15 protein-coding genes are annotated in these 16,777 nt (G+C 66.1%); 8 read left to right on the top strand and 7 right to left on the bottom strand.

The annotated features are described in order from the left end of the window. The first annotated feature begins 10 nt into the window (after positions 1–10). Positions 11–1,552: a trimethylamine methyltransferase family protein gene (locus tag AC04SI_RS18505; RefSeq protein ID WP_404281739.1), complete on the top strand. Its 1,542-nt coding sequence runs from the start codon at positions 11–13 to the stop codon at positions 1,550–1,552. Between the two features lie 33 nt (positions 1,553–1,585). Continuing rightward, entirely contained in the window at positions 1,586–3,076 is a 1,491-nt protein-coding gene (locus AC04SI_RS18500) for an N-acyl-D-amino-acid deacylase family protein (RefSeq protein ID WP_404281737.1), read from the top strand. Here the strand turns inward: AC04SI_RS18500 and AC04SI_RS18495 are convergent. Genes AC04SI_RS18495 through AC04SI_RS18465 form a run of 7 tightly spaced genes read right to left on the bottom strand, consistent with a single transcriptional unit; the run spans position 3,061 to position 10,209 of the window. Further along, positions 3,061–3,726 (bottom strand): cysteine hydrolase family protein, encoded by a 666-nt coding sequence (locus AC04SI_RS18495; RefSeq protein WP_488474620.1) that lies wholly within the window; start codon positions 3,724–3,726, stop codon positions 3,061–3,063. The two genes, AC04SI_RS18500 and AC04SI_RS18495, sit on opposite strands and share 16 nt — an antisense overlap. Next, positions 3,723–5,003: a Zn-dependent hydrolase gene (locus AC04SI_RS18490; RefSeq protein ID WP_404281733.1), complete on the bottom strand. Its 1,281-nt coding sequence runs from the start codon at positions 5,001–5,003 to the stop codon at positions 3,723–3,725. Before AC04SI_RS18490 ends, AC04SI_RS18495 begins: the two co-directional genes overlap by 4 nt. Then, on the bottom strand, positions 5,003–6,163 hold the full coding sequence (locus tag AC04SI_RS18485) for an NAD(P)/FAD-dependent oxidoreductase (RefSeq protein ID WP_404281731.1): 1,161 nt from the start codon (positions 6,161–6,163) through the stop codon (positions 5,003–5,005). The genes AC04SI_RS18490 and AC04SI_RS18485 overlap by 1 nt, the downstream gene beginning before the upstream one ends. Then, positions 6,160–7,458, bottom strand: a complete 1,299-nt coding sequence (locus tag AC04SI_RS18480; protein WP_404281729.1) for a Coenzyme F420 hydrogenase/dehydrogenase, beta subunit C-terminal domain — start codon at positions 7,456–7,458, stop codon at positions 6,160–6,162. The genes AC04SI_RS18485 and AC04SI_RS18480 overlap by 4 nt, the downstream gene beginning before the upstream one ends. 38 nt (positions 7,459–7,496) lie before the next feature. Continuing rightward, positions 7,497–8,411: a nitrilase-related carbon-nitrogen hydrolase gene (locus AC04SI_RS18475; protein WP_404281728.1), complete on the bottom strand. Its 915-nt coding sequence runs from the start codon at positions 8,409–8,411 to the stop codon at positions 7,497–7,499. Further along, on the bottom strand, positions 8,396–9,826 hold the full coding sequence (gene hydA / locus AC04SI_RS18470; RefSeq protein WP_404281726.1) for a dihydropyrimidinase: 1,431 nt from the start codon (positions 9,824–9,826) through the stop codon (positions 8,396–8,398). Before hydA ends, AC04SI_RS18475 begins: the two co-directional genes overlap by 16 nt. Positions 9,827–9,858: 32 nt before the next feature. Continuing rightward, positions 9,859–10,209, bottom strand: coding sequence for a RidA family protein (locus AC04SI_RS18465; protein ID WP_404281724.1), 351 nt, complete (start codon positions 10,207–10,209; stop codon positions 9,859–9,861). 386 nt (positions 10,210–10,595) lie between these two features. Here AC04SI_RS18465 and AC04SI_RS18460 point away from each other — a divergent pair, with 386 nt between their 5' ends. From AC04SI_RS18460 to AC04SI_RS18435, 6 genes are read left to right on the top strand one after another with little or no spacing between them, the layout of a single operon-like run. Continuing rightward, positions 10,596–11,819, top strand: coding sequence for an MFS transporter (locus AC04SI_RS18460; RefSeq protein WP_404281722.1), 1,224 nt, complete (start codon positions 10,596–10,598; stop codon positions 11,817–11,819). Further along, complete coding sequence (locus AC04SI_RS18455) at positions 11,819–12,586, top strand: SDR family NAD(P)-dependent oxidoreductase (protein ID WP_404281719.1); 768 nt, start codon at positions 11,819–11,821, stop codon at positions 12,584–12,586. Before AC04SI_RS18460 ends, AC04SI_RS18455 begins: the two co-directional genes overlap by 1 nt. 36 nt (positions 12,587–12,622) lie before the next feature. Then, positions 12,623–13,639, top strand: a complete 1,017-nt coding sequence (locus tag AC04SI_RS18450; protein WP_488474619.1) for an NAD-dependent epimerase/dehydratase family protein — start codon at positions 12,623–12,625, stop codon at positions 13,637–13,639. Between the two features lie 12 nt (positions 13,640–13,651). After that, positions 13,652–14,575: an allantoinase PuuE gene (locus tag AC04SI_RS18445; protein ID WP_404281715.1), complete on the top strand. Its 924-nt coding sequence runs from the start codon at positions 13,652–13,654 to the stop codon at positions 14,573–14,575. After that, the gene (locus AC04SI_RS18440) at positions 14,550–15,914 is read left to right on the top strand and encodes a dihydroorotase (RefSeq protein ID WP_404281713.1); all 1,365 of its coding nucleotides are present in this window, start codon (positions 14,550–14,552) and stop codon (positions 15,912–15,914) included. The genes AC04SI_RS18445 and AC04SI_RS18440 overlap by 26 nt, the downstream gene beginning before the upstream one ends. 9 nt (positions 15,915–15,923) lie before the next feature. Beyond that, complete coding sequence (locus AC04SI_RS18435; protein WP_404281710.1) at positions 15,924–16,697, top strand: SDR family NAD(P)-dependent oxidoreductase; 774 nt, start codon at positions 15,924–15,926, stop codon at positions 16,695–16,697. The last annotated feature ends 80 nt before the right edge of the window (positions 16,698–16,777 follow it).

The raw sequence follows: 16,777 nt of genomic DNA, 5'->3' as shown, positions 1-16,777 counted from the left end.
GAAGAGATCGATGACGCAGGACAGGCGCGGCGGGGGCCGCAGGTCGAGGCTGGAACGCGGTGGTGGCGGCATCGCGCAGCTGCCCTGGCAGCATGTCGAAAACCCCTACCCGCCGATGCAGCTGCTCGACGAAGAGCGGATGGAGCGGCTGCACGACACGTCGATGCGCATCCTGTCGGAACTCGGCATCCGCGTCATGAGCGAGCGGGTGATGGACCTGTTCGCCGCGGCAGGCGCCATCGTCGACCGCGAGAACAAGACCATCAGGATCGACGAAAGCCTGGTGACTGAGGCGCTGCGGGCGGTCCCATCCTCCTTCACGCTGACCAGCCGCAATCCTGAGAAGCAGGTCCATCTCGGCGGCAATTCGCTGATTTTCGGGCTGGTCGCCGGTCCGCCCAACGTCCATGACCGCATCAATGGCCGCCGCCAGGGCAATCTCCCCGACTACCAGAACTTCATCCGGCTGGCGCACCACTTCAATGCCATCCACATTATCGGCAACCAGGTGGTGGCGCCGATGGAACTGCCGGCCAATTCGCGTCATCTCGACACCTACCATGCCAATTTGACGCTCAGCGACCTCTCCTTCCACTGCACGGCGATCGGTCGCGCCAGGGCGATGGACGGCATCAACATGATGGCGATCGCGCGCGGCATCAGCGTCGAGGAGATGCGCGCTTCGCCGGGCGTGACGACGATCATATCGATCAATTCGCCGCGCCTGTTCGACGACGCCATGGCCGAGGGCCTGATCGCGATGGCCGAGCACGGCCAGCCGGTGACGGTGACCCCCTTCACCCTAATGGGCGCGATGACGCCGGTGACCTTAGCGGCAGCACTTTGCCAGCAGAATGCCGAAGCGCTGTTCGGCGTGGTGCTGACGCAGCTCGTCAATCCGGGAACGCCGGTGATGTACGGCGCGTTCACCTCCAATGTCGACATGAAGTCGGGCGCGCCGGCCTTCGGCACGCCGGAGAACGCCAAGGCCAACATCATCGCCGGACAGCTGGCGCGGCGCTACAATTTGCCCTACCGCACCTCCAACGCCAATGCCTCGAACGTGGTCGACCTGCAGGCCGCCTACGAGACGGAAATGGCGACATGGGGCGCGGTGCTCGGCGGCGCGAACCTGATCTACCATGCGGCCGGCTGGCTGGAAGGCGGCTTGACGGCTTCCTATGAGAAGCTCGTGCTCGACGTCGAGATCCTGCAGAACATGATGGAGTTCCTGCGACCGCTGCCGTTCCAGGAGGACGATCTCGGTTTCGAAGCCATCAAGTCGGTGCCGGCCGGCGGCCATTTCTTCGGCGCCGAGCACACCATGTCGCGCTACACGACCGCCTTCTACCAGCCGATGCTGTCCAACTGGCAGAACCATGGCGCCTGGCAGGAAGCGGGCGGCAAGGACGCGCTCGAACGGGCCACCGAACTCTGGCAGCAGGCGCTGCATGATTATGAGGAACCGGCCATGGACGCCGCGATCCGCGAGGAGCTCGACGCCTATGTCGCGCGCCGCCGCGAGGAGATCGCAGTCAATCCCGAAGGCTGACGGCCGGACTGCCGCAAGAGGAAAAATGCCCTGATGCCATACGACCTCGTCATCCGCCACGCGACGTTGATTTCAGGCGACGGTTCAGGGCGTTTTGTGGCCGACATTGCCATTTCCGGCGACAGGATCGCCGCCATCGGCGGGCTAAGCGACGCGCGCGGCGTGCAAGAGATCGACGGCACGGGCAAGATCGTGGCGCCGGGCTTCATCGATGTGCACACCCATGATGACTGCGCGCTGCTGGCACCGCAGGGCATGGACCCGAAGATCAGCCAGGGCGTGACGACGGTGATCGCCGGCAATTGCGGGATCAGCCTTGCCCCACTGCTGCTGGACAGTGCGCCGCCGCCGCCGTTCACCCTGGTCGGAGGCCAGGAGAATTTCCGCTTCGACCGTTTTGCCGACTACGTCGCCGAGCTCCGCCAACGCGGCATCGCCACCAATGCCGCCCTGCTGGTCGGCCACACCACCTTGCGCCAGCGCGTCATGCCGGTCACCGACCGCGCCGCGGACGAAGCGGAGACCGCGCTGATGCAGGACGCCGTGGCGCAGGCGATGGCCGAGGGCGCCTTCGGACTCAGCACCGGGCTCGACTATCCGCCGGCCGTCAAGTCCTCGACCGAAGAGGTCAAGGCGCTGGCGGCAACGGCGGCAAGCCTCGGCGGACCTTATGTCACCCATACGCGCAACTATTTCGAGGCGATGGACGAGGCGATCGAGGAAGCCATCGACATCGCCGACCATGCCGGCGGCAAGCTGGTCATCTCGCACCACCAATGCACGGGTCGCGCCAATTTCGGCAAGAGTGGTCCGTCGTTAAAACGCATCGACCGGGCGCGGCAGACGATGGACATCGGCATGGATGTCTATCCCTATGCCGCAAGCTCGACCGTGCTCAGGCTGGAGCGCTGTGACACCGGGCTGAAGGTCCTCATCACCTGGTCGACGCCACACCCCGAGATGGCCAGGCGCGAGATTGCCGACATCGCGCGGGAATGGAATTGCACCGAACGCGAGGCAGGCCAGCGGCTGCTGCCGGCGGGCGCCGTCTATTTCCAGCTCGACGAGACCGACGTGCGCACCATCCTCGCGCATCCGCGCACCATGGTCGGTTCCGACGGCCTGCCGCACGACATCCACCCGCATCCGCGCCTGTGGGGCACGTTTCCGCGCGTGCTTGGCCACTATGCCCGCGATGTCGGCCTGTTCACCCTGGAAGAGGCCGTGCACCGCATGACCGGCCTGCCGGCGCGCGAATTCGGCATCCAGGAGCGGGGCATGCTGACGGTCGGCAATTTCGCCGATCTGACGATCTTCGACCCGCAGACGATCATCGACACCGCGACCTTCGAAGAGCCGCGCCAGCCAGCCGCCGGCATCGAGCATGTCTTCGTCAACGGCGTGTCCGTGTGGCGTGACGGCAAGGCGACCGGGGCGCTGCCGGGCGCAGTGCTCAAGCCCTCCGCATCACCGACATTCGTCAAAGGTGGATGCAGCTGTGGAGCCCATCATAGCGCTTCGTAAAGCCGGTCGACGGTTTCAAGCGTGTAGGTGAATTCCACCGGCCGCGTGCAACGCCAGCCGTCGAAGGTCTGGCCGGCCAGTGCCTTCAGCGCCTCTGGCATGCGCAGTACGCCGCCGCCGTAGAGGCGATTGGCCATGTCTAGCATGCCGGTGCGGTGCATGGCCTCGGTCATGCTGCCGCAGGCCTCCTTGACCAGCCAGACGCGAAAACCCTGATAGACCGCATCGAACACGCTTTCGCTAACGCAGCTGTCGGTCAGCACGCCGGCGACGATCAGGTTCTCGACCTTGAGTTCGGCGAGGCGTTGCGTGAGATCGGTCCTGCGGAAAACGCTCGGCCAGTGCTTGTGGATGACGATGTCGCCGGGCAGCGCCGCCACCTCGGCGCAGATGTCCGCGCCATTGCTGCCGGCCACGGCCGAACGAAACTTCTCGGTCAGGATTTCCTCCTGCCTGGCATAGCCATCGCGCTCCTCCGGCTTCACCCAGGCCTGGGCGTGGATGACCGGCACGCCGGCCGCACGGGCCGCGGCGATCAGGCGGACGGCATTGGCGAGCACCGCGTCATAACCGACGACCGGCCAGGCTGCGCCGGGGCGGTATTCGTTCTGCAGGTCGATGACGAGCAAGGCGGTCGCGGCAAGGTTCATGGCTGATCCAAATTGTCGAAGTCGGTGACGAAACGGAAAAGCAGACGGATCGCCTGGTCGAGATCGGCGATGTCCATCGCTTCATGCGGGTTGTGACTGCCGTTCTCGTTGCGCACGAACAGCATGGCGGTCGGGACGCCGGCGCCGGCAAAGGTAGCCGCATCGTGCCCGGCGCCACTTGGCACATGCGGCGCGGGCATCTGTATGTCCTGTGCGGCGCGGTCGAGCCCGGCGATGAGTGCCGGCGACATGGTTGCGGGCTCCCAGGTGAAGCGCGGCCCGGCCTCGAAGGTGACGCCGCGCCTGGCGCCGACTTCGGCGAAGAGCGCGTGAAGGCGCGCTTCGATCCGTTCCAGCACGGAGGCGTCGGCGCTGCGCACATCGAGCGTGAAGCGAAGCTCGCCCAGCACGCGGCTGCCGCCGTGCTGGCTCGGATCGGATTCCACGCGGCCGAAGGTGATGGTGGCCTCATGGCCGTCGCGCTCGAGCGCGTCCCATTCCGCTTCGAGCCCGGCGACCATATCGGCGAAGCCCAGCACGCTGTCATGCCGGGCAAAGCGCGGCTCGGCGCCGGAGTGGCCATAGGCGCCGAGACACTTCGCATCGACATAGCGAAAGCCGCCGGCGATCCCGGTGACGATGCCGACCGGCACGTCGACGGCCACCAGACGCGGCCCCTGCTCGATGTGGACTTCGACGAAGGCGGCTATGCGGCTGGCGTCGATGCCGGCAACGCCACGCCTGACAGCGTCAGGATCGAAGCCTTCCTCCTGCATATGCTCGGCAAGAGTCCTGCCACTGTCCGATCTCCGCGCTTCCAGCGCCTGCGGCTGCAGCAGACCCAGCGCCGCCTCGCTGCCGGGATAGGACAGCGGAAACCACGCCGCTTCCTCGGCCCGTGTCACCAGCAGGATCAGATCGCGCGGCGGCTGCATCTTCTGGCCGACAAGCTCGGCCATCACCGCCAGCCCCGCGACAACGCCGGCGGCGCCGTCGAAATTGCCGCCATGCGGCACGCTGTCGAGATGCGAGCCGATGACGATCGCCGGCAGATCGGGATTGCGGCCTTTCAGCGTCAGATAGAGATTGCCGGCGACATCGACGCGCGCCACGGCGCCGAGCTTTTCTGCCTCTTCGCGAACCATTGCGTGGGCAAGCCGCTCACCCGGACCGTAGGCAACGCGGGTTATGCCCGGTGCGTCGGTGGTGGCTGCGGCCAGCCTGTCCAGCACCTGCCCGGCCAGTCTGCCGCCCGCCGTCAGACTGGCACTGGTCATCACGCGGAAGCTCTCTGGTGGCCTGCGCTCCGCAGCCGATGCGGCGTCAGATCCGCCAGCGCGACGCCTTGCCTGGCGACATCGTCCGGTAGGCCGTCGCCCGCCATCAGGCTGGCGCAGACGCGCGACAAAGCGGGCGAGGTCTTGATGCCGTAGCCGCCCTGCCCGACCAGCCAGATGAAATCCGGGACCTCGTCATCGGGTCCGACGACCGGCGATCCGTCGGCGACGAAGGTCCTGAGGCCGGCCCAGGAACGCGACACCCGCTGCACCTCGATCGTCGTCGCCTGGCCGAGACGCTCGGCGCCGATCGCGACATCGATATCCTCGGCATAGGTATCCATCGGCACAGAGGCCGTCGCATCGGCCGGCGAGACCAGCAACTGGCCGGCATCCGGCTTGAAGTAGAATTCAGCACCGACATCGTTGACTAAAGGCCAGTCGGTGATGCTGACGCCGTCGGGCGCCGGGATGTTGAAGGCGGTGCGGCGCTTCGGCTGCAAGCCGATCGGGCGCACGCCGGCCATGACAGCGATCTCATCGCCCCAGGCGCCGGCGGCATTGACGATAAGCGGCGCGACGAACGTTCCCGCTAGCGTTTCGACCCGCCACTGGCCGCCTTGCCGGCTGATGCCGGTGACGCCGGCATTGGTGACGATCTTCGCGCCGCACGCACGGGCACCGCGCAAAAAACCCTGGTGCAGGCCGTTGACGTCGATATCCATCGAATGCGGTTCGATGTAGGCGCCGGCGAGATAGTCGGCGCGCAGCACCGGCACGCGTGCAATCGCCTCGGCCGGCGTCATCGCGACGATCGAGGGAACCAGCGCCTGCGCCGTCTCCAGCTCCTGGTGCAGCAGGTCGAGTTGATCGCTGCGCGCCACGGTGATCATGCCGCGCTTGCTGAGCAGCGGATAATCCGAGAAGCCGGCCGGCGGTTCGGTCAGGAACGCCCGGCTAGCCAGCACGATCCGGCGGATGATTCCGTTGCCGTAGTTTTCGGTAAAACTCGCCGCCGAGCGGCCGGTGGTGTGATAGCCGCAATGGCTTTCCCGCTCGAGCAGGATCACCTTGGCCGAACGGCTGATCTCGAAGGCAGCGCCGGCACCGGCAATGCCGCCGCCGATGATGATGACCTCGGTCTGCTCGGCCGCGCTCATAAAAGACCTTCCTTCAACATGGCTGCACCGGCATCGTCACGCGATACGGCAGGCGGCTCGCCCAGGCGTCCGCGCCGGGCGCGGTCGCGAGCACCGCGGCCCTCGGCGAGATTGTCGGCGAGCGCATTCTGCCGGGCGCAATCCTCCAAGGCCAAATCAATCACCACGGGCACAGGCTTGCCTGCGATCTCGATGCCCTTCAGCCGCGCCCACACGGCGCGGCGCTTGCGCACCTGATGCGATTGCAGTTCGCCGAGTTCGGCAAAGCTGGTCTCGCGCTTGACCGTCAGTGCGCCGTCCGCAACCGCCGCATCGAACAGCTCGAGGCCACGCCTGGTGCGCACGATGATGCCGTTGAGCGGTTCGTCCTCGACCGCCGGGCCGCCATTCAGCCAAGCATCCGAGACGGCGATATCCGCCACCTGGCCGATCGCGTCGGGGCAGATCTTGCAGCGCGGCTGGATCATCCATTTGTCCTCGTCCTCCCACAGCTGCCGGTAGCTGAGCTCGAAGACGCGGCCATCCTTCGCTTCGATCCGGTTAAGGCCGGGATTGCCGTGCCCCCGATAGCGGAACAGCGCAAGCTCGTCCTCGCGCAATCCAAAGCGCTGCAGCACCTGTTCCGATTTAGACAGGTCGGAGGCGCCGCCGCAGACGAAGGCCAGCGCATAGCGCATCAGCTCGTCAACACGCGGATCGAGCCGCGCGAGATTGCGCACAGCGGTGACGTCGCAGGGCTTCGCGATCAGCGCGAAGGGTTCGCCGTGGTCGAGGATTTCGCTGAAATCCACCAGCGGCGCCGCAGGCCCATAGCGCGAGCCCGCGCCTTCGAGCACCGAGGCGGCGTCGAAGCTTAGCCGGCGTTCGCTGCGCATCGGAGCCGACCGCGATGCCGCCACATGCAAGATGAATTTTACGCGGCCGGAACTCAGCAGGAACTGGCCGATTGCGGTCAGCACGCCGCCGCCAGAGCCGCGGAACTGCACCGCCGGATCGCCGGCGTGACCGAGAACCAGCCGTTCGGCAGGCCCCCAGACGGCGTCCATCAACTTGGCATTATTTGCCTGCGCCGGTGGCGGACCGGCGATCCGTGTCCCCGGGCAAACGGCGTTGATCCGCATCAAGGTCGGCATGTCGAGCGCCCGCCGGGCGACAGGTCGCTCGCGTCCTTCCGGCGTCATGACCATCTCGATAGCGCCGGTGTCAGCAAGCGACTGGCAAAGCCCACAGCCGATGCAAAGCCCGTTCTCGACGATCTCGCTCAAAGACAGGGGATCGGCGGGAGGAGGCTTCATGCCTTGTGTTCGACTGGCTTGATCGAGGCCCACCGGCGTCAGACCTGTTCCGCGATCAAGCGATACTGATCCGGCCGACGATAAAGCGCGAAGTCGAAATTCACCTTCCGGCAGGTGGTGATGAGGTCGAGATCGGCGCGATGGACGATGACTTCGTCGTCGAGCGACAGCGCCTGTGCGGCGATCTCGCCTGTCGGCGCGATGATGCAGGAGCCGCCGATCAGCGCCTGGCCGTCTTCGAGGCCGGCCTTGGCGGCGGCCGCGACCCAGAGCGTGTTCTGATAGGCGCCGGCCTGCATCGGCAGATGGTTGTGGAACATGCGCAGATGCGCCAGCGCCGGCGCCTCGTCGAGCAGCAGCGGCGTGTTGTAGCCGAGCAGCACCACCTCCGCGCCGTTGAGGCAGAGCATCCGGTAAGTTTCCGGCCAGCGGCGGTCGTTGCAGATCGCCATGCCGGCGCGGACGCCGCGATAGTCGAAGACGGGGAAGCCGAGATTGCCCGGCTCGAAATAGCGCCGCTCCAGATGCGTCGTCGTGCCCGCTTCCGGTTCGCTCGACCCCGGCACATGCATCTTGCGGTAGCGGCCGATGAAGGCGCCATCCGGTCCGACCAGATCCATGGTGTTGAAGCGTCGCGTGACACCGTCTTCGCGCACGAGTTCGCAGTAACCGAGTGCGAAGCCGATCTTGAGCCGGGCGGCCGCATCGTAGAGACGCTGCGTTTCAGGCCCCGGCATGGAACGCTCAAAGAAGGACTCGATCTCGGCGGTATCATCGATGCTCCAGCGCGGAAAGAAGGTGGTCAGCGCCATTTCGGGGAAGACCGCGATCTCCGCCCCGGCGACTGCGGCCTTCTCCAGCAGATGGACGAGGCGGCCGACCGTCTCGGCGCGTGAGGCGCTGCGCTGGATGGGGCCGGTCTGGCAGACCGCTATCGTCAGGCATCTAGCCATGGCGTCGTCTCCTCGACAGGTTTTCCAGATTGAGCCGGGTCGGCGGCTGTCCTCGCTACGAAGCGGCCGAAGCCGGGCTGCGCCTGAAGCATCCCGTCGGCGATCACCGGCATGCCGCGCACCAACACGTTAGTCGGTTTGCCGGTCACGCTTTTGCCCTCGTAAGGCGTGAAGTCGACGCGCGAATGCAGGGCCTTGTGGCCGAGCGTCCAGCGCGCCGTTGGATCCCACAGCGCCAGATCCGCGTCGAGCCCGACCTCGATCCTGCCCTTGGCGTGCGCGAGGCCGTAGATCGACGCGGCATTGCGCGAGGTGAGGTCGAGATAGCGGGCGAGCGTGAGGCGACCGGTCAAAAGCCCTTCCGAGAACAGCAACGGCAGGCGGGTCTCGATGCCGGGAATGCCGCTCAGCGTGGTGGTGAAGCCGGGCGTCTCGGCCCTGCCGATCTTGTCGGCGAAAAAATAGGGCGAGTGGTCGGATGACCAGAGGTCGATGCCGCCATCGATCAAGTCCCGCCACAGATGCTCCTGGCTGCGCGGCGAGCGCGGCGGCGGAGAGAAGACGAACCGCGCGGCATCCTTGCCCGGACGGTCGAGATCGGCGGCGTCGACGAACAGATATTGCGGGCAGGTCTCGGCGACCACATCGACACCGCGCGTCCGCGCCCGCGCCACCTCCTCGGCCGACTGCCAGGAGGAGACATGGACGATGGTCATGCGCGCGCCGGTCATTTCCGCAAAGGCCAAAGCACGATGAGTCGCCTCGCGTTCCATGGTCTCGCTGTGGGCGACGACGTGATAGCGGATGTCGGTGCGGCCGAGATCGATCAGGCGCCGGCGCGTGCGCCGGATGGCGGCGTCGTTCTCGGCATGGACCATGACGATCCAGCCGAGGCCGTGCGCGGCGTCGAGGACCCTGAAGAAGAGGTCGTCGTCGACGGCAAAACCCTGATAGGTCATGAACAGCTTGACCGAGGCGATGCCGCGACCGGCGAGCTGCGCAAGCTGTGCCTCGACATCGGCGCCGGTGCCCATGGTCACCACGGCGTGCAGTCCGTAGTCGATCACAGCCTGACCCGCTGCGCGATCGAGAGCCCGGTCCATGGCGCCAATCGTGGTCATGTCCGGACCCGGCATGCCGAACGGGACAATGCAGGTCGTGCCGCCGAACGCCGCCGAGATGGTGCCGGACTCGAAGTCGTCGGCATTGCCCGCGCCGCCCCAGACCGGCTGGTCGAGATGGCAATGGGCGTCGATGCCGCCGGGCATGACCCAGCGCCCGCCGGCGTCGAGCAATGACTTGCCGGACAGGCCACTGCCGATAGCGGCGATGCGGCCGTCGTCGATGCCGATGTCGCATTCGGCCCAATCGTCGTCGAGGGCAACGCGTCCGCCTTTGATCACCAGCTCATGCATTGGTTTTGCCGCCCCCTTCGCGGACGGGCCCCTCAGCCGACGGCCGCCGTGACCATGATCTCGACGCGATACTGGTCGCCGGCAAGGCGCGCCTCGACCGTTGCGCGAACGGGCATGGCGCTCCTGTCGATCCAGGCATCCCACGCCGCATTCATCATCTCGAAATCGGCGATGTCGCGCAGCCAGATCTGGGCGCTGAGAAGCTTCGACTTGTCGCTGCCGGCCTTGGCCAGAAGGGTGTCTATCTTGGCGAGGATTTGCTCGGTCTGCGCGGTGGTGTCGCCGGAGAGGTCGTCCGCCGTCAGGCCGGCGACATAGACGGTGCCGTTGTGGCGCAGCACCCGGCAGAAGCGTTGGCCGTTCTCAAGACGTTCGATCGTCATTCGGTTTCCTCCCTTGGCGGCTTTTCGATCATGGCAGATTGACTATGGTACGGAGCGGACAAAACGACTGTAAAGCCTGGGAAGCGGCATGATGCGGCTTTCGGCGACAAGGATGGCCAAAAAAATTATGGTCATAGCCGTGTCAATCTTCGTTTGTGGCGCGCTTGGCGGGGTATAGCTTCTGCAACCAGCCGCGGATCAGCGGCACCGCCAAGGGGGAGCCGCCGCAATGCATGACAATGCAGCGCCGATTATCTGGGCCGCGCCGATTGTCTGGCCTGCGCCGATTGTCGTGCCCGCGCCGATTGTCGGGCCCGTCTCCCGTCGCCGGCGCGCATCGTAGCCGGCCGACAGCGGCATTCATGGGATCGGTCGCTCAATCCGCGATGCACTTGTGGCGGAACGCCGAGCGCTCCCGCGCCATGCTGCCGATCATGGCCAGCGTGTGTCTTGCCTGCATCGGCAGCGCCATGCTGACGACCGCGGTATCGTTCTACCTCGGCAAGCCCGGCATCGCCCCCGACATCATGCAGATCGTGCTCACCGCCTATCCGGTCGGCTTCCTGATCGGATGCCTGATAACGCGCCCGCTGGTGGTCCGCTACGGCCATGAGCGGACATTCCTGCTGATCCTGACGACCGCCCTGCTGTCGGCCGCGGGCTTCGTCTTCACCGATTTCGTGCCGAGCTGGTTCTGCTTCCGGCTGCTCGGCGGCATGTCGATGGCCTCGATGTTCGTGATCTGCGAGAGCTGGATCAACCTCTATGCCGAGCAGCACAATCGCGGCGCGATGTTCTCGATCTACATGCTGACGACGGCGATCGCGGTGCTGCTCGGACAGGTCCTTGTCGCGCTGGTCGGTCCGCAGTCGCCGCATCTGTTTTCGGTCGCGGCGGCGATGGTATTTTTGGCGTTCGTGCCCAAATTCGCCGGGCTGCGCTGGCCGGCGCTGCCTTCGGTGCCGGCCGAACCGGCGCAAGCGACCGGAGCCGACAGAAGGCTCGGGCCGCTGGCGCTGTTCAGGCTGGCGCCGGTGACGGTGGTCGCCATTTTCCAGGGCGGCATCACCAACATGAACGTCTTCGTGCTGACGCCGATCTATGGGACGCAGATCGGATTGTCGGCGTCGGCCACGGTCTGGCTGGTGACCACGATAAGCATTGCCGGCATGGTCGCGCAGACCCCGATCGGCTGGCTGTCGGACCGCCTTGACCGGCGCCTGATACTTCTGGTGCAGGGGCTGGTGTCGGTGACGGCCTGCGCCATGATCGCGTGGGTCGGCGCTCTTTCGGTGCCGCTGCTGTTCGTGCTGTTCTTCGTCTACGGCGCCACGGCGCTGACGATCTATCCTGTGGCCATGGCCTTCGGCGCCTCGCAGCTTCATAGCCGGCACATGGTCGCCGCGTCCGGCACGCTGCTCCTGCTCTATTCGATCGGCAATGTCGCGACGCCGGGCGTCGCCGCGGGATTGATGGCGCATATCGGGCCGCCGGCGATGTTCCTGCTGCTTGGCGGCGGCGCGGTGCTGGTCACGCTTGCGGCCTGCTACAATCTTCTGCGCCGGCCGGTCGCGACGCCGATCGTGCAAGCTGTCGAGGACCAGGTCTGATGACGAACAATCCCGCGACGAACCGGCTGAAAGACAACGTCGTCCTGATCGCGGGTGCCGCAAGCGGTATTGGTGCGGCAATCGCCCAGCGCTGCGTTGCCGAAGGCGCAAGCGTAGTCTGTGCCGACTATGATGCCGGGGCGGCGCAGGCTCTTGCCGATGGGTTTGGCGCTGCGGCGGTCGCCTGCCGCTGCGATGTGACCGACGCCCTCTCCGCCAGCAGCGCCGTCGACATCGCCAAGGAGCGCTTCGGCCGCTTGGACGGGCTGGTACACAACGCCGCCGCGCCGTCGACGAACGCCACCGTGGTCGATCTCGATGAGAGCGCCTGGCGACGCGAGCTCGACGTCAGCCTGACCGGTGCGTTCCTGATGAGCAAATTCGCGGTGCCATTGATCGCCGCAGGCGGCGGTGGCTCGGTGGTGTTCATCGGCTCGCAATTCGGACGCGTCGCCACCACCAGGGCCGTCGCCTACTGCGCCGCCAAGGCCGGGCTGATCCATCTCGCCAAGGCGATGGCGGTCGACCATGCGCCCGACAAGGTGCGCGTCAACAGCCTGTCGCCGGGCGCGGTGGCGACGACGCGGCTGCTGCGCAGATTTCCGGATTTCGACGCGGCCAATGCGGGTCTCGGCCCCGCCCATCTGCTCGGCAGGATCGCGGAGCCGGACGAGATCGCCGCGGCGGCGGCTTTCCTGCTGTCGTCTGACGCATCCTTCGTCACCGGTTCCGACATGCTCGTGGATGGCGGCTATGCGACGCGCTGAATGTCCATCCCTCTGGCCAACCTCAAAGGAGTTTCCATGACGCTGCTCGTCACCGGCGGCACCGGCTTTGTCATGAGCGTGGTCGCGCGCGAATGGCTGGACCGCGATCCGCAAGCCCGCGCCGTCATCCTCGACCGTTCCGGCCTCGACGCGATCGCGGAGACATTCTTCGCCCCGGTGCGCGACCGCCTGACTGTGCTGACGGCGGACATTCTGGAGCCGTCCGCCTGGGCAGCAGTGCTCGATGCGCACAACATCACCGCAATTGTCCACGGCGCGACGGTGACGCCGAATTCGCGCCCGAGCGACCCGCAGATGCAGCCGGAGGCTCACGATCCGGCATTGATTGTCGACGTCAATCTGATGGGCACGGTGCGCATGCTGGAATGGGCGCGCAGCCGTCCCGGCGTCAAGCGTTTCGTCTATGTCAGCTCCGGTTCGGTCTATCGCCACCACGGGCCGGACTGGAACGGCGAGCCACTGCCCGAGGACGGCTATGTGGCGCCGCTGACGCTCTACGGCATCTCGAAATTCGCGGCCGAGATGGTCACCAACCGCTACGCCGACCTGTTCGGCCTTTCGGCCATTTCGGTCAGGCTGTCGTCGGTCTACGGCCCGATGGACCGCGTCACCGGCAGCCGCAACGTCCGCCATTTGCCGAACCGCGTCGCGCATATGGCGCTCAACGGCGAGACGATCCGGCCGAACAGTTTTGAGCCGCTCGGCGACTATGTGCTGTCGAGCGACGTCGCCAAGGCGATCATTGCGCTGCTCGATGCAAAAGACCTGCGCTACCGGCACTACAATATCGGCAGCGGCACGACGACGACGGTCGGCGACTTCATTGGCTGGGCAGCTGAGCGCGTTCCCGGCCTCAAGGCCGAGGTCAGCCCGATCGAGGGAGCGAATATCGTCATGAACGTTGCGCTAAAGACCGGCATGTGGGGCGAATACGACCTGGCCCGCATCGAGCGGGACACGGATTGGCGACCGAGGCCGGCCAGAGAGGCCTTCCATGATTACATGGACTGGATCGCCGCCAACGAAGCCTGAGGAGGACAGCCGATGCCGACCGATCACCAGCAGCCGCGCGACTTCGTCGGTTACGGTCCGCGCCCGCCCTTCGTCATCTGGCCGGGCGGCGTCAAGCTCGCCATCAATCTGGTGCTCAACTACGAGGAAGGGTCGGAATATTCCTGGCTCGAGGATGGCCGCAACGACAATTGGGGCGAGTACAATCTCGCCAGCAGCCCGCCGGTGCGCGACCTCGGCACCGAGACGCATTTCGAATATGGCAGCCGCGCCGGCGTGTGGCGGCTGGCGCGGCTGTTCGACCGCTATCAGATCCCGGTCACCATCTCCGCCTGCGCCGTCGCGCTGGAGCGCAATCCGGCGGTGGCCGAATGGATGAACGCGCGGGGACATGACCTGCTCGGCCACGGCCTGCGCTGGATCGACTACACGACGATGGAGCGCGGCGAGGAAGAGCGCCAACTGCACGAGGCGATCGCGCTCTATGAGAGACTGATGGGCAGGCGACCCTTGGGCTGGAACTGCCGCTCGTTCCCGAGCGTCAACACGCGCGACCTGCTGGTACGGGAGGGTGGGTTTCTCTACCATTCCGATCCCTGCAACGACGACCTGCCCTATTTCCTCGACCACCAGAGCACCCAAATCCTCGTCGTGCCCTATTCCAAGGCCCTCAACGACAGCCGCTATCTGGTGGCGCCGGGCTACAGCAACCCGCGAGACTTCGCCGAGGATTGCCGCTCGGCGATCGACTACATGCTCGACGAAGCCGACGAGACCGGCGGCCGCATGCTGACGATCGGCATCCACGCCCGCTGGATGGGCCAGCCCAACCGAGCATCCGGACTGCGCGAGGTGATCGAGCATGTGAAAACGAAGCCGGCGGCCGCCTTCATGCGCCGCGAGGACATCGCGCGCTTCTGGCTCGATAACCATGCGCGCTTCGAGCAGCGCGGCTGACGGCATGTTCGAGACGCTGATCCGCGGAGCCACCGTCGTCAATGCCGGCGGGCCTGACCGGCGCGACGTCGGCATCGCCGGCGGCAAGATCGCGGCGGTCATTCCACCTGGCGAAAGAGCGGAAGCGAAGACGGTGCTGGACGCCTCGGGCAGCCTGCTGCTGCCAGGCCTGGTCGACGCGCATGCGCATCTGCGCGAACCTGGGCTCACGCACAAGGAGGACTTTTCCTCCGGCACGCATGCCGCGGCGCTTGGCGGCGTGACGACAGTGCTCGATATGCCGACCGACGAGCCGTGGACGGCCAGCGCCACGCAGCTGGCCGACAAGATGGCGATGGCCGAAGGCCGTATCCATGTCGATGTCGGCTTGCAGGCGGTGGTCAGCCGTGACTTGTCGTTGATCCCCGGCTTGCTCGACCTCGCACCGGTGTCGTTCGAATTGTTCACCGCCGATGTGCCCGAAGACTTCCTGTTTCCCACCTTCGATGCGGTCGCCGGCGCCCTGCGGCATTTCGCTGGCGCCGATACGCTGATCGGCATTTCGCCGGGCGATCAATCCATGCTGGCCAGCAGCATTGAACGCAACCAGGCGGGGACCATCGCGGCCTTCCTCAACAGCCGGCCGCCGCAGGCGGAAGCCGGCGGCATCAGGCGGGCGGTTCTTGCCGCCGCCAGGACGGGGACGCGCATTCATGTCCGGCAGATCAACTCGGAACTGGGCGTGGAGGCGTGGAGCCGGCTGCGCGACAGGGCGGACGCCAGCGTCGAGACGACGCCGCAGAACCTGTTCTTCAGCGCCGACGACTATGAGACGCAAGGCGCCAGGCTGAAGGGCTCGCCGCCCCTGCGATCGCGGCAGGACGTCGAAGCGTTGCGCTCGGCGCTCGGCGCCGGGCTGATCGATATCGTCGCCACCGATCACGCACCGCATGCGCCGGCCGAAAAGGCAGCCAGCTACGCGGCTTTCGCCGACATTCCGGGCGGCATGCCGGGACTGCAGACGCTGCTGCAGACCATGCTGAAACTAGTCGACGACGGGCTGATCACGCTGCCCGATGTGGTGCGCCTGTGCGCCCGCAATCCGGCGGAGCGCTTTGGGCTCGGCCGGCGCAAGGGGCGGATCGCCGCCGGCTACGACGCCGACATTTTGATCGTCGACCCACGGCAATCCAGCTCCATCTCGAATGCCGAGCAGGTTTCCCGCGCGGCTTACACGCCATTCGACGGCTGGACCGTCAACGCGCGGCTGACCAATGTCTTCCTGCGCGGCCACGAGATCGTCCGAGACCAGCGGCTGGTCGGCCCGGCGCAGGGAAAGATCGTCACTCGGGAAGACTGAGGAAGACCCATGGCACTGCTTGAGAAAAAGATCGCCATCGTCAGCGGCGCCAGCTCCGGCATCGGCCGTGCAATCGCCTTGAGGTTCGCGGCGGAAGGCGCCTGCGTCGTCATCGCCGACACGGTCGAATTGCCGATCGAGGGTGGCCAGAGCACCGCCGCCCTGATCGAATCGAGCGGCGGGACGGCGATGCATATCGCGACGGACATTTCCGACTGGAACGCCGTCGATGCGCTGGTCGCTGCCACCGTCACCCGCTTCGGACGGCTGGACGTTATGGTCAACAACGCGGCGATCTACACCAGCACCAACCTCATCGAGACATCGCCGGAGCAATGGAGCCGCGTCATCGGCGTCAACCTGACGGGCTTCTTCCATTGCTGCAAACGCGCTGTCGCGCAGATGCTCGCCCAGGCGCCGGTCAATGACGTGCGCGGCCGCATCATCAACATCTCGTCACAGCACGGCATGGTCGCCTGCCCCGGCGATTTTCCCTATTCGGTGAGCAAAGGCGGCATCGTGCAGATGACGCGGCAGATCGCCGTCGACCACGCCGACGATTTGATCGTCTGCAACGCGATTGCGCCCGGCAAGATCATCACCGGCAAGCCGGGTGTCGCCAACGACGCCGACGCGCTCGATTATTCACGCAGCCGCACGCCATGGCCGCGGCTCGGCAGCCCGAACGATGTGGCGGGCGCCGCCCTGTTCCTTGCCAGCGACATGGCAAGCTACGTCACCGGCATCAATTTGATGGTGGACGGCGGCTGGATGGCTGGCTGACGGAAGACCTGAACCAGGCTTGATCTTTCCTGTCGCTTCATGGCAGGCGATCAACTGAGATCTCTTGCGCAAGCGCGCTT

The organism is Mesorhizobium sp. CNPSo 4689, assembly GCF_057784325.1.
The sequence above is the reverse complement of the archived record's forward strand: the minus strand, read 5'-3'. Positions and strand labels throughout refer to the sequence as shown.